12 protein-coding genes and 1 pseudogene are annotated in these 13,350 nt (G+C 66.7%); 3 read left to right on the top strand and 10 right to left on the bottom strand.

Annotation, left to right across the window (positions count from 1 at the left end; all coding sequences use genetic code 11):
• Position 1 precedes the first annotated feature (1 nt).
• The 9 genes from tatC to dop form a co-directional block, all read right to left on the bottom strand.
• Positions 2–967 carry a twin-arginine translocase subunit TatC gene (tatC, locus tag A5781_RS14075; RefSeq protein WP_156622713.1) on the bottom strand — a complete coding sequence of 322 codons (966 nt, stop codon included), beginning with the start codon at positions 965–967 and terminating at the stop codon, positions 2–4.
• A 45-nt stretch (positions 968–1,012) separates the two neighbouring features.
• The gene (gene tatA / locus A5781_RS14070; protein ID WP_067206871.1) at positions 1,013–1,300 is read right to left on the bottom strand and encodes a Sec-independent protein translocase subunit TatA; all 288 of its coding nucleotides are present in this window, start codon (positions 1,298–1,300) and stop codon (positions 1,013–1,015) included.
• A 72-nt stretch (positions 1,301–1,372) separates the two neighbouring features.
• Positions 1,373–2,344 carry a YafY family protein gene (locus A5781_RS14065; RefSeq protein ID WP_067206868.1) on the bottom strand — a complete coding sequence of 324 codons (972 nt, stop codon included), beginning with the start codon at positions 2,342–2,344 and terminating at the stop codon, positions 1,373–1,375.
• Positions 2,341–3,336 (bottom strand): YafY family protein, encoded by a 996-nt coding sequence (locus tag A5781_RS14060; RefSeq protein ID WP_067207190.1) that lies wholly within the window; start codon positions 3,334–3,336, stop codon positions 2,341–2,343. Before A5781_RS14060 ends, A5781_RS14065 begins: the two co-directional genes overlap by 4 nt.
• Before the next feature lie 205 nt (positions 3,337–3,541).
• The gene (pafA, locus tag A5781_RS14055; protein WP_156624643.1) at positions 3,542–4,900 is read right to left on the bottom strand and encodes a Pup--protein ligase; all 1,359 of its coding nucleotides are present in this window, start codon (positions 4,898–4,900) and stop codon (positions 3,542–3,544) included.
• A gap of 188 nt (positions 4,901–5,088) precedes the next feature.
• Positions 5,089–5,859 carry a proteasome subunit alpha gene (prcA, locus tag A5781_RS14050; protein ID WP_067206861.1) on the bottom strand — a complete coding sequence of 257 codons (771 nt, stop codon included), beginning with the start codon at positions 5,857–5,859 and terminating at the stop codon, positions 5,089–5,091.
• Complete coding sequence (prcB, locus tag A5781_RS14045; protein WP_067206858.1) at positions 5,856–6,731, bottom strand: proteasome subunit beta; 876 nt, start codon at positions 6,729–6,731, stop codon at positions 5,856–5,858. Before prcB ends, prcA begins: the two co-directional genes overlap by 4 nt.
• Positions 6,728–6,922 (bottom strand): ubiquitin-like protein Pup, encoded by a 195-nt coding sequence (locus tag A5781_RS14040; RefSeq protein WP_007170369.1) that lies wholly within the window; start codon positions 6,920–6,922, stop codon positions 6,728–6,730. The genes prcB and A5781_RS14040 overlap by 4 nt, the downstream gene beginning before the upstream one ends.
• Positions 6,923–7,039: 117 nt before the next feature.
• Positions 7,040–8,548: a pup deamidase/depupylase gene (gene dop, locus A5781_RS14035; protein ID WP_067206855.1), complete on the bottom strand. Its 1,509-nt coding sequence runs from the start codon at positions 8,546–8,548 to the stop codon at positions 7,040–7,042.
• A gap of 88 nt (positions 8,549–8,636) precedes the next feature.
• On the opposite strand from dop, the gene A5781_RS14030 reads away from it, so the two are divergent.
• Both A5781_RS14030 and A5781_RS14025 read left to right on the top strand, forming a co-directional pair.
• Entirely contained in the window at positions 8,637–9,821 is a 1,185-nt protein-coding gene (locus A5781_RS14030; RefSeq protein ID WP_067206851.1) for a hypothetical protein, read from the top strand.
• 9 nt (positions 9,822–9,830) lie between these two features.
• The gene (locus A5781_RS14025) at positions 9,831–10,472 is read left to right on the top strand and encodes a hypothetical protein (RefSeq protein ID WP_067206848.1); all 642 of its coding nucleotides are present in this window, start codon (positions 9,831–9,833) and stop codon (positions 10,470–10,472) included.
• Positions 10,473–10,503: 31 nt separating this feature from the next.
• Here the strand turns inward: A5781_RS14025 and arc are convergent, their stop codons facing one another.
• Entirely contained in the window at positions 10,504–12,330 is a 1,827-nt protein-coding gene (arc, locus tag A5781_RS14020) for a proteasome ATPase (RefSeq protein ID WP_067207187.1), read from the bottom strand.
• Positions 12,331–12,640: 310 nt separating this feature from the next.
• On the opposite strand from arc, the pseudogene A5781_RS14015 reads away from it, so the two are divergent.
• Positions 12,641–13,204, top strand: a pseudogene (locus tag A5781_RS14015) (hypothetical protein); the annotation flags it as partial.
• Positions 13,205–13,350: the final 146 nt, after the last annotated feature.

Here is a 13,350-nt window from a genome sequence, read left to right as displayed (position 1 = left end):
ATTAGGTGACATCGTCATGCTGGCCGGTGAACGACGGCTCCCAGACCGGGTCCTGTATCGGTGCGGGCGGCTCGATGACCGATGCCTCGTCGTCCGGGATCACCGCCTGGGCTTCGCGCTTGGCCTTCCGCCTGTCGTGCAGGCGGGCGATCTGGATGGCGAACTCGAGGAGCACCGAGAGCGCCACGCCGAGGGCGGTCATCGAGAACGGGTCGGACCCGGGCGTGAAGACCGCGGCGAACACGAACATCCCGAAGATCAGGCCGCGCCGCCAGGACTTGAGCCGCTCGTAGGGCAGCACGCCCGTCATGTTGAGCATGACGATCAGCAGCGGGAATTCGAAGCTGACGCCGAACACCACCAACAGGTTGATCAGGAACCCGAAGTACCGGTCCCCGGACAGGGCGGTCACCTGCACGTCGCTGCCGACCGTCAGCAAGAAGCCCAGCGCCTTGGACAGCACGAAGTAGGCCAGGATCGCGCCCGTGACGAACAGCAGCGCCGCGGGGATCACGAACCCGACCGCGAAGCGTCGCTCCTTTTGGTACAGCCCCGGCGTGATGAACGCCCAGAGTTCGTAGAACCACACCGGGCAGGCCAGCACGACCCCGGCGGTCAGCCCGACCTTGAGCCGCAACATGAACTGGTCGAACGGCGCCGTGGCCAGCAGTCGGCACTGACCGTCGGCGCTGATGCTGGCGCGTGCCGATTGGGGCAGGGAGCAGTAGGGGTGGCGCAGCCACTCGCCGAGGCTTTCCAGCCCGAAGATCGAGTGCGAATACCAGAAGAACCCGAAGATCGTGGTGATCAGGATGGCGGCCAGCGAGAGCAGCAACCGGGTGCGCAGCTCGGTCAGGTGATCGACGAGCGACATCGTCGCGTGGGGATTGGTTCGGCTGCGCCTGTTACGCGGATTGAGGCGCTTCAGCACGCCGGCAGTGCGCGCTGAAACCTTGAAAACTTTCACGACGCTCGTTCAGTAGCGTTCGGGCACCGCGACGATGACGGCGAGCTACGCCGGGCGTGCTTCGGAGTGCCCCTGCTCCGCCGCCGGAGCGTCAACTCGCTGCGACTGCACGGGAGTGGGGTTCGCCGCGGAGGGGGCGCTGTTGGTCGCGCTGTTGGTCTCCAAGGCCGGCGACTCCGCTTTGTTCTCGGTCTGCATTTCGCGCAGCTCAGACTTGAAGATGCGCATCGACTTGCCCAACGAACGTGCTGCATCGGGGAGCTTCTTGGCACCAAAAAGCAGGATCACCACCACAGCGAGGATCGCCCAGTGCCACGGACTAAGACTGCCCACTTTGATTACCTCCAGACGTCTACCCGATGCTACCGCAGTGCGACGGTCCACCGGGCCGCCCGCGCCGTCACGTCAACGGGTTAGCGCCTGATAGGACTCGCACGCCGCGGCCGCCGCATCCCGGACACGTCTCGCGAGTGACTCCGGTTCAAGCACCCGCACGTCCGACCCGAAGCCGAGCACCAGTCGCGTCATCCAGTCCTCGGAGGCGTAGGTCATCACCGCGTCGCAGGATCCGTCCGGCAACTCCCGCACCTCACGCATCGGGTAGTACTCGAACATCCACGACGCCGAAGGCGCGACCCGCAGTTTGGCCGAAGGCAGTGACGGATCTCCGTCGAACAACGACGTGTCCGGCGGCGCCTGCAGCGCCAGTTCGGGTGGAGCCGCCGGCTCGTCCAACTCGGTGGCATCGACGATCCGGTCGAAGCGGAACAGCCGCACCCCGTCCGCTTCCCGTGACCAGGCCTCCAGGTAGCTGTGGCCGCCGATCAGCAGTACCCGGACGGGGTCGACAATCCGGCTGGTAAGGGTGTCATGCGACGCGGAGTAATAGTCGATGGCCAGCGCGTGTTTGTGCTGCACGGCCGTGCGGACTGCGGCCGCCGCGCGGCTTTCCGCAGGCGCTGGCTCGTCAACCGCTGCCACCGAGCCGGCGGCGTCGTGCCCGATTGCGCCGGCCGCCGCCTCGATCTTGGCGATCGCGCTGCGTGCCGCCTCCGGATCGACGACGCCCGGGATATCGGCGAGTGCGCGCAGCGCCACCAACAGACCGGTGGCCTCCGGCGAGGTGAGCTTGAGCGGCCGGTCGATGCCCGCGGAGAACGTCACCTCGATGGTGTCGCCGGAGAACTGGAAGTCGATCAGGTCACCCGGGTAGTAGCCGGGCAGGCCGCACATCCACAGCTGGTTGAGGTCCTCTTCCAGTTGCTTGGCGGATACCCCGAGGTCGGCGGCCGCCTTGGCCCGGGTGACCCGCGGGTTGGCCTGGAAATACGGCACCATATTGAGCAGCCGGATCAATCGGGTGGATATGGGAGTCATGGGCGGTTCGCCTCCTCCACGTGGGCGCGCAGCCGCGCCAGCACGTCGTCGCGCAGTGACTGTGGCTCGAGCACGACGGCGTCGGCCCCATAGCCGGCGATGTCGCGCGCCAACCGGTCGCTGGATCCGATGTCGATCTCGACCACGTCGCCGTCGCGGCCGCCCAGTTGCCGCGTGCCGGTGGACCTCCCGGCGCGCCGCAGCGCGGTGGCCCGCCCGTCGGCGACCCACACCCGCGCCTGCCCCCCGGTCGGGATCTCGGCCACCGTGCGGGCGACGATCTGGCGCAGGTCCACGTCCTCGGGCACAACGACCGCACCGGGCGGCCCGATCGGCCTGACCTCGGCGCCGATCCGCGACAGCCGAAAGGTGCGAGTGGCGTCGCGGTCACGGTCGTGGCCCACCAGATACCAGCGACCCTTCTGGGTCACGACGCCCCACGGTTCCACGGTGCGCATGCTGTACGGCTCGGCCCGCGACGGCCGGTGCGGGAACTGCACCACCTGCCGGGAATCGATGGCCGACAAGAGGACTCCGAGAACCTCCTCCGACCCGCGCAGCCCGGGCACGCCGGCCGGGGAGGCGATGGCCACCGGGGCGTCCGGGTCCACGTCCACCCCGGCGGCACGCAGCTTGAGCAACGCGCCCTGGGTGGCGGTGATCAGTTCGGGCGACTCCCACAATTGCGTCGCGACGGCAACCGCGGCCGCCTCGTCCGAAGTCAGCTCGACTGCCGGCAGCGAGTAGGCGTCGCGGTTGATGCGGTAGCCCTCGGTGGGGTCCTGGGCCGACGCCCTGCCGACCTCCAGCGGTATGCCCAGATCGCGCAGCTCGTTCTTGTCGCGCTCGAACATGCGGGAGAACGCCTCGGCGCTGGGACTGTCCGCGTACCCGGCCACGCTGGATCTGATCTTCTCCGCGCTGATGTAGCCGCGGGTGGACAGCAGGGCGATGACGAGATTGACCAACCGCTCGACTTTCGAGGTCGCCATTCGCACCAGGTTATAGCTGGCGCGCGCGCCGCGCCTGCACCGGCTGGCGAGTTGCAGCATTAACAATCGCCACATCAGTCACGAGCTGGCGGGCACCCCAGCACTTGAGGATTTGATAGCGCCGGGCTGTCACGTTTTCTGGCGCGAGCATGGGCAGCCACGGCGGGGCTCGTGTGACTGGTGCGACCAATGGTGAGCGGTCGAGCTACATGCTGGCGATCAGCCGCTTGACCCGCTCGTCGACCGCCCGGAAGGGGTCCTTGCATAGCACGGTGCGTTGGGCCTGGTCGTTGAGCTTGAGGTGCACCCAGTCGACGGTGAAGTCGCGGCCCGCGGCCTGGGCGGCGCTGATGAACTCGCCACGCAGCCGGGCGCGGGTGGTCTGGGGCGGATGGTCGACCGCCTCCGTGATTTCCTCGTCAGTGGTCACGCGCGCCGCAAGGCCCTTGCGCTGCAGCAGGTCGAACACGCCGCGCCCCCGCTTGATGTCGTGATAGGCCAGGTCCAGCTGGGCGATCTTGGGGTCGGACAGTTCCATGCTGTAGCGGTCCTGGTAGCGCTGGAACAGCTTGCGCTTGATCACCCAGTCGATTTCGGTGTCGACCTTGGCGAAGTCCTGGCTCTCGACCGCGTCGAGCTGACGCCCCCACAGGTCCACCACCTGCTCGATTTGGGCGTTGGGCTCCCGGGTCTGCAGGTGTTCGACGGCGCGGGTGTAGTACTCGCGCTGGATGTCCAGCGCGCTGGCCTGACGCCCGCCGGCCAGCCGCACCGGCCGCCGGCCGGTGACATCGTGGCTGACCTCCCGGATGGCACGGATGGGGTTGTCCAGCGAGAAGTCGCGGAAGGGAACGCCGGCCTCGATCATTTCCAGCACCAGCGCCGCGGTGCCCACCTTGAGCATGGTGGTGGTCTCGCACATGTTGGAGTCGCCGACGATCACGTGCAACCGCCGGTACTTCTCGGCGTCGGCATGCGGCTCGTCGCGGGTATTGATGATCGGCCGGCTGCGGGTGGTGGCCGAGGAGACACCCTCCCAGATGTGCTCGGCACGTTGGGAAAGGCAGAACGTCGCCGCCTTGGGGGTTTGCAGCACCTTGCCGGCCCCGCAGATCAGCTGTCGGGTGACCAGGAACGGCAGCAACACATCGGAGATGCGGGAGAACTCACCGGCCCGCACGATCAGGTAGTTCTCGTGGCAGCCGTAGGAGTTGCCCGCCGAATCGGTGTTGTTCTTGAACAGGTAGATGTCCCCGCCGATGCCCTCGTCGGCGAGCCGCTGTTCGGCGTCGATGAGCAGGTCTTCCAGCACCCATTCGCCGGCCCGGTCGTGGGTGACCAGCTGCACCAGGCTGTCGCACTCGGCCGTCGCGTATTCGGGGTGGCTGCCCACGTCGAGATACAGCCGGGCACCGTTGCGGAGGAAGACGTTGGAGCTGCGCCCCCAAGACACGACGCGCCGGAAGAGATAACGGGCGACCTCGTCCGGGGACAGGCGGCGATGGCCGTGGAAGGTGCAGGTGACACCGAACTCGGTCTCGATGCCCATAATTCGTCGCTGCACGTAATCGAGGGTACTGGTTGTCTGACCGGGACGGCACGGAAGCCGCGCCTACGGGCCCCGACGAGTTTCCCGCGGCCCGCTAGCGCCTCCCGCGACGGCTCACCAGCACCCTGGGCACCAGCGGTCCCAGAACGGCACCCGTGCGCTCGGTGTTCTGCCGATAGCGAACACGCGCGGACACGCCCGATTCAGCCCGCGGAGTCGCCGTTGGAATCCGGTGCTTCGCCGTTGGTTTCCGGCTGCTTCGAATCCCCCTCTTGCAGCAGGCTTTCCAGGGTGGCCCGGTTGATCCGCCGGAACGCCCGCCGCGGCCGGGAGACGTCCAGGATGGCAACCTCCAGGCTGCCCACATCCGGAGACGGATCCCCGTTGGAACCGTCCGCACTGCCGGCCCGCAACGCCTTTACGGCGATCTGCGTCGCGTCGCGCAGGTCGGCGTTCTCGGCGTAGGACTCCTTGAGCGCCGTGGTGATCGGCTCCGTCGTACCGCCCATCACCACGAAATGCGGTTCGTCGGCGATCGACCCGTCGTAGGTGATGCGGTACAACTCAGGCGGTTTCGTCTCGCCGTAGTGCGCCACCTCGGCGACGCACAACTCCACCTCGTACGGCTTGGCCTGTTCGGTGAAGATGGTGCCCAAGGTCTGGGCGTAAACGTTGGCCAGCTGGCGCCCGGTGACGTCGCGGCGGTCGTAGGCGTAGCCCCGGGTGTCGGCGAACTGGATTCCGCCGCGCCGCAGATTGTCGAACTCGTTGAACTTGCCCGCGGCCGCGAAGCCCACGCGATCGTAGAGCTCGCTGATCTTCTGCAGGGACCGCGACGGGTTCTCCGCCACGAACAGCACACCACCGGCGTAGACCAGCGCGACCACGCTCTTGCCGCGCGCGATGCCTTTGCGTGCGAGCTCGCTGCGCTCGCGCATCGCCTGCTCGGGCGATATGAAATAGGGAAAGCTCACTTCTCACCGCCATCGGGGCCGAAAGTATCTGCGCGCGAGCGACTTTCGATGACTTCGCGGGCCAGCTCGGCGATCCGCCGCTCGGGCACCTCGGCCGCCCCTTCGGCACCGATGGTGACCGCCGTCGGGTAGATACCGCGCACCAAGTCGGGTCCGCCGGTGGCGGAATCGTCATCGGCGGCGTCGTACAGTGCCTCGACGGCCACCCGCACCGCGGAATCGGCATCGACCACCCTCGAGTACAACTTCTTGATGGACGACTTGGCGAAGATCGACCCCGACCCCACCGACTGATAGCCCTCTTCTTCGACGTTCCAGCCGCCGGCGGCGTCGAACGAGACGATCCGGCCGGCGCCCTCAGCGTCGGCCGCGTGGATGTCGTAACCCGCCAGCAGCGGCAGGGCCACCAGGCCCTGCATCGCGGCGGCCAGGTTGCCACGCACCATGATCGCGAGCCGGTTCACCTTACCGGCGAACGTCAGCGGCACGCCTTCGAGCTTCTCGTAGTGCTCGAGTTCCACCGCGTAGAGGCGGGCGAACTCGACGGCGATGGCCGCGGTGCCCGCGATGCCCGTGGCGGTGTAGTCGTCGGTGATGTACACCTTCTTCACGTCACGCCCGGCGATCATGTTGCCCTGGGTCGAGCGACGGTCGCCGGCGATGACAACGCCACCGGGATATTTCAGGGCCACGATGGTGGTGCCGTGCGGCAGCTGCGAGCCGGCCCCGCCGGCTTGCGCGCCACCGAGACTCGCCGGCAACAGCTCCGGCGCTTGACGGCGCAGAAAGTCAGCAAACGACGACAGGTCTACGGCGGGATTTGCCGGGAGTGGGGAGTTGGTGAACAGGCGGTCAGAGAAGGGCCAGGTCACTGTCCGCCCTTTTGGACGTATGCCCGGACGAAGTCTTCAGCGTTCTCTTCGAGGACGTCATCGATCTCGTCGAGCAGATCGTCGGTGTCCTCGGCTAGCTTCTCGCGGCGTTCCTGGCCCGCGGCCGTGCTGTCGGCGAAATCGTCGTCGTCGCCACCACCACCGCCACGCTTGGTCTGCTCCTGAGCCATCGCCGGCCTCCTGCTTCATCTGAACTTGTTCAGCGGCTTGCTTGGTTCCAAAGCCACACTGCCCCGCTGGTATCTCTACCCTACCGGTCGACCCCGACGTTCCCCGGTTTAACCGGCTTAGCTGGTGAGTTGTTCCACCAGTTCGGCGGCGCTATCCACCGAGTCCAGCAGTGCTCCGACGTGCGCCTTACTGCCGCGCAGCGGCTCCAGTGTCGGAATCCGCACCAGCGAGTCGCCACCCAGGTCAAAGATCACCGAGTCCCAACTGGCCGCGGCGATGTCGGCGCCGAACCTGCGCAGGCATTCACCGCGGAAGTACGCCCGCGTGTCGGTCGGCGGGTTGTCCACGGCCTCCAGCACCTGGTGTTCGGTGACCAGACGCTTCATCGAGCCACGCGCGACGAGCCGGTTGTACAGGCCCTTGTCCAGCCGGACGTCGGAATACTGCAGGTCGACCAGGTGCAGCCGCGGCGCCGACCAGCTGAGATTCTCCCGCTGCCGGAAACCCTCGAGCAGGCGCAGCTTGGCCGGCCAGTCGAGCACCTCGGCGCATTCCATCGGGTCCCGCTCGAGTTGATCGAGCACCTCCGCCCAGGTCTCCACGATGTCGGCGGCGCGAGGGTCGGGGTCGCGGCTGTCGACCAGCTTCGCCACGCGGTCCAGGTAAATCCGTTGCAACGCAAGGGCCGTCAATTCGCGACCGTCGGCCAGCGCCACGACGGCCCGCAGGGACGGATCGCGGCTGATCGCGTGGACCGCATGCACCGGCCGGGCCAGCACCAAGTCGCTCAGGTCGATCCCGTGCTCCGGGCCGACTTCGATCAGGTCCAGCACCAGCGCCGTGGTGCCCAGCTTCAGATAGGTCGACGTCTCGGCCAGGTTGGCGTCGCCGATGATGACGTGCAACCGGCGGTACCGGTCGGCGTCGGCGTGCGGTTCATCGCGGGTGTTGATGATGCCGCGCTTGAGGGTGGTTTCGAGGCCGACCTCGACCTCGATGTAATCGGAGCGCTGCGACAGCTGGAAGCCGGGCTCGTCCCCGGACGGCCCGATGCCGACCCGGCCGGAGCCGGTCACCACCTGCCGGGACACCAGAAAAGGGGTCAACCCGGCGATGATCGACGAAAACGGCGTCTGCCGCGACATCAGGTAGTTTTCGTGCGCGCCGTAGGAGGCGCCTTTGCCGTCCACATTGTTCTTATAGAGCTGCAGCTTGGCGGCCCCGGGCACGCTGGCGACGTGCCGGGCGGCGGCCTCCATCACCCGCTCGCCGGCCTTGTCCCAGATCACCGCGTCGAGCGCGTCGGTGCACTCGGGCGCCGAGTATTCGGGGTGGGCGTGGTCGACGTAGAGCCGCGCCCCATTGGTCAGGATCATGTTGGCAGCGCCGACCTCGTCGGCGTCGACCACCGGCGGCGGTCCGGCCGAGCGGCTCAGGTCGAAACCACGGGCGTCGCGCAGTGGCGATTCCACCTCGTAGTCCCATCGGGTGCGCTTGGCGCGTTGAATGCCGGCGGCGGCCGCATAGGCCAACACCGCTTGGGTCGAGGTGAGGATCGGGTTGGCGGTCGGGTCGGACGGCGACGAAATTCCGTACTCGACCTCCGTCCCGATAATCCGTTGCATGCGTTCAGCGTAGGCCGGGCGACTATCCGTCCTCGCGCAGGGGGAAAACGGCCGGCACGAGGTTGCCGCGCCACTAGGGTGACCGGATGTGGACCCAACTCTGCGCCGCACGCCGGACCGCAGGCAGGCGGCCGCGGCTGAACAGTGGTTCTTAAAGCGGGGGTTGCCGTCGGTGCTGACCCGGCGCGGCCGGTGGCGGCGGCTGTGGCCGCGATGCGCTCCCGTGCTGGCGGCCTGGGCGGCGGTGGAGGTCTGCCTGCTGGGCGTCTATTTCGTCAGCGACGGCAACGAGGTCTTCATCAGCGGAACGCCGACGACTCACCAGTGGGTGATTCTGGCGCTGCTCGCGCTCGCTCTCCCGCTGGCCGTGCTAGCCGGTTGGCTGGTGTCGCGGACGTCGAGCGGGCGCAACCGCGCGACTGTGGCGACCGTGGCACTGGGCCTCGCGGTCGCGTGCGGTGTCATCGAATCCGGCCCCATGCAGTTGACCCGGCACGCCGTCATCCTGGTCCTGGTGTTGGTGCTGACCGGCAGCGGCGTCGGGTCGGTGTTCGCCTGGGCGGTGCGCATGACGATGGAGCACCTGTCCACGGTCGGCACGCTGGCGGTCCGCGCCCTGCCCATCGTGCTGCTGACCGCGTTGGTGTTCTTCAACACGTACGTCTGGCTGATGGCGGCGAACATCAATGGCGAAAGACTTTCGCTGGCAATCGTTTTCCTGCTCGGCATTGCAGGGACCTTCGTCGTGTCCAAGACCGTGGAACGGGTGCGGCCCCTGTTGAAGTCGATGGCATCGCTGCCCCAAGGCAGCGAGAACCTTGCCGGCACGCCGTTTGCGACGATGCATGAGAACGCGGCCGGCTCCCCGCTGAAACGCGCAGAGCGCCTCAACGTGGTGTTCCTGCTGGCGACCTCACAACTCATCGAGATCCTGGTGGTGGCCGCAGTCGGCGCGACGATGTATCTGGTCCTCGGCCTGATCATTTTGACGCCACCGCTGCTCAAGGAATGGGCGCACAACACCGCCACCACCTCGACGGTATTCGGCTTCACGTTCCCGGCACCAGATTCGCTGATCCACATGTGCCTGTTCCTGGGCGCGCTGACGTTCATGTACATCAGCGCCCGCGCGGTGGACGACGCCGAGTACCGGGGAATGTTTCTCGACCCGCTGATCGACGATCTGCACACGGCCCTGGCGGCCCGCAACCGCTACCGCGGCGCCGTCGCGCCGTCCGCGCTTGCTGTTGACGGCACCGACGGTAGTGACTAACTTCACCGTGTGTCCGCCCCCGAATCCGACCACGTCGGTAAACACGCGCTCGACCTGGCCGGAAAACGCTACGGCGAAGTGCTGCTGGTAACCGCCGGCGAGGCCGGCCCGCAGGCAACGGTCTACAACAGCTTTCCGCTCAACGACTGCCCCGCCGAACTGTGGTCCGCGCTCGACCCGCACGCCATCGCCGCCGAAAACGGCGTGGCCGCAGCGCTGCTCAACGGTCCGCGGTACTGGCTGATGAACGCCATCGAGAAAGAAGCCCAAGGTCCCCAGGTAACCAAGACCTTCGGCGGCATCGAGATGATCCAGCAGGCGACGGTCCTGTTGTCCGCGATGAATCCCGCGCCCTATATCCCGAACAAGGTCAATCGCCACACGGTCTTCGTCTTCAACGCCGGACAACAGATCTACGAACTCATCGACCCCCAGGAACAGCACTGGGTGATGCAGACCTTGAGCCAGGTCGCCGACCCCAACCTGTCGCAAGCCGATCTGCCGCGACTCGGCGACCGGCTCGACCTGCCGGCGGGGTGGGCCTACCAGCCACGTGTTCTCACCGACGAGCTGCGCGTGGACACCCGCACCCGGGCGGCCCAAGTGCTGCAAGACAATCTGACCAACAGCTATTCGCTGGTGACCGACTGACGCTGAACCACGCCGCGCCGGCTTGTCGCCCCTACAGGTATTGGCCGAGGTTGGATTCGGTGTCGATGGCCCGCGATGCGCTCGAGCTCTTGCCGGTGACCAGCGTGCGGATGTAGACGATCCGCTCGCCCTTCTTGCCCGAAATCCGTGCCCAGTCATCGGGGTTGGTGGTGTTGGGCAGGTCCTCGTTCTCGGCGAACTCGTCGACGATCGAGTCGAGCAGATGCTGGATGCGCAGACCCGGTTGTCCGGTCTCCAGCACCGACTTGATCGCGTTCTTCTTCGCCCGGTCGACGACGTTCTGGATCATGGCTCCGGAGTTGAAGTCCTTGAAGTACATGACTTCCTTGTCACCGTTGGCGTAGGTGACTTCCAGGAACCGGTTGTCGTCGATCTCGGCGTACATCCGCTCGACGACCTTTTCGATCATCGCCCGGATGCAGGCCGAACGGTCGCCCCCGAACTCGGCGAGATCGTCGGCATGCACCGGCAGCGTCTCGACCAGGTACTTCGAGAAGATGTCTTGTGCCGCTTCGGCATCGGGCCGCTCGATCTTGATCTTGACGTCCAGGCGGCCGGGCCGCAGGATCGCGGGGTCGATCATGTCCTCACGGTTGGAGGCGCCGATCACGATGACGTTCTCCAGCCCCTCCACCCCGTCGATCTCACTCAGCAGCTGCGGAACCACTGTGGTCTCGACATCGGAGGAGACGCCGGTGCCGCGGGTGCGGAATATCGAGTCCATCTCGTCGAAGAACACGATCACCGGTGTTCCCTCGGACGCCTTCTCGCGGGCCCGCTGGAAGATCAGCCGGATGTGCCGCTCGGTCTCGCCGACGAACTTGTTCAGCAGCTCCGGGCCCTTGATGTTGAGGAAGTAGGACTTCGCCTCGCGCGCGTCGTCCCCACGCACCTCGGCCATCTTCTTGGCCAGCGAGTTCGCGACCGCCTTAGCGATCAACGTCTTCCCACACCCAGGCGGGCCGTACAGCAACACACCCTTGGGCGGGCGCAGCGCGTACTCCCGGTACAGCTCCTTGTGCAGGAAGGGCAGCTCCACGGCGTCGCGGATCTGCTCGATCTGGCGAGTCAAGCCACCGATGTCCTGGTAGCTGACGTCGGGCACCTCTTCCAGCACCAGGTCTTCGACCTCGGCCTTGGGGATGCGCTCGAACGCGTAGCCCGCCTTGGTGTCGACCAGCAACGAGTCGCCCGGCCGCAGCTTGCGCGGCCTGGTGTCGTCGTTGAGCGCGTCGGGGTGCCCCTCCGGCAGGTCCTCGGCCACCAGCGGCTCCGCCAGCCACACGATGCGCTCTTCGTCGGCGTGACCGACGACCAACGCGCGGTGCCCGTCGGCCAGCAGCTCTCGCAACGTGGAGATCTCGCCGACCGATTCGTAGGTGCCGGCCTCGACGACGGTCAGCGCCTCGTTGAGGCGAACCGTCTGGCCCTTCCGCAGCGACGCGACCTCGATGTTCGGCGAGCAGGTCAGGCGCATCTTGCGGCCAGAGGTGAACACATCGACGGTTTCGTCCTCGTGCGCGCCCAGCAATACGCCATAACCACTCGGCGGCTGCCCGAGTCGATCGACTTCCTCCCGCAACGCCAGTAGTTGCTGGCGCGCCTCTTTGAGCGTCTCCATCAACTTCGAGTTGCGGGCCGCAAGCGAGTCGATACGGGCTTCGAGTTGATGCACATCGCGCGCGGAGCGGGCGCCAGTTTGCCCGGCCGCATGCTCGAGTTGCTCGCGCAGCAGCGCTGCCTCGCGGCGTAATTCTTCCAATTCGGCAGCATCGCCGGGGGACATGCCTGACTCGCTGGGGGTACCGAATGCTTCAGAACGCTCTGAGCCACCCATGTTGCGCTCCTTTCCCACACCGAATTGGCGCGGTGAATACTTCAAAGCTACCGGCGATTGACCAATGATGTGCGGAGTCAAATACCCACGAAAAGTTAAGATTTTCGTCTCGCTGGTAATCTCGGCCACTAATCTCGCTGATCGAAAGGGCCGCCGTGACCGCAAAAAGCCTCGCCACCGGCCTAGTCGGCTCAGCCGACGTCGGGATGGTGAGCGCGGGTGTGAGTTCAGTTGCACCCGTTGGCCCGACCGCACGGCGGGTGCCCGTTTCGCACAGCGCCCCGACCCCGCAGCCGTCCTGATCGACTGGATGCACCGACACCTGTCCGCAACGTTGAGCGCCGCCACCATCCTGGCGGCGGTCGGTTTCTCGGGATGTTCGTCGCATCAGCAACCCCGAATCGCCTCCTCCATGCCCGCTGCGGCCCCAGCCACGTCGAGCACGGTCGCTAGTTTTCCGACTACCCCGCTGCCGACACCTGAAGCCCTTACCGACATCTTGACCCGGCTCGTCGACCCGAACGTACCCGGTATCAACAAGGTGAGTCTGGTCGAAGGCGCGACCCCGGAGAGCGCGGACACTCTGGGCAAGTTTTCCAACGCCTTGCGCGACAACGGCTACCTGCCCATGAACTTCGTCGCGCACGACATCGCCTGGTCGGACAAGACCCCCGCCGACGTCGTGGCGACCATCGACGTCAACACCGCCCAGCGGGCAAACGCCAGCTTCCACTTCCCCATGGAATTCACGCCCTTTCAAGGGGGTTGGCAGTTGTCCCGGCGAACCGGCGAAATGCTGTTGGCGATGGGCAAGTCGCCGGCGGTGACCCCGCCCCCCAACCCGGCACCGGCTCCGCCTCCCGAGCCCCCCCCCCCACCGGCCCCGGCAGCACCGGCTCCGCCTCCCGGGCCGGCGCCGCCGCCCGGGCCGCCCCCCGCGCCGGCGCCGGCGCGGGGCTGTCTCTTATACACATCTGACGCTGCCGACGATCGCATAAGTGTAGATCTCGGTGGTGGCCG

It is taken from the genome of Mycobacterium sp. 852002-30065_SCH5024008 (assembly GCF_001665645.1).
In the GTDB taxonomy this organism is placed as follows: Bacteria; Actinomycetota; Actinomycetes; order Mycobacteriales; family Mycobacteriaceae; genus Mycobacterium; species Mycobacterium paraffinicum.
Note: the sequence above shows the minus strand (reverse complement) of the source record. Positions and strands in the feature narration are given on the sequence as shown.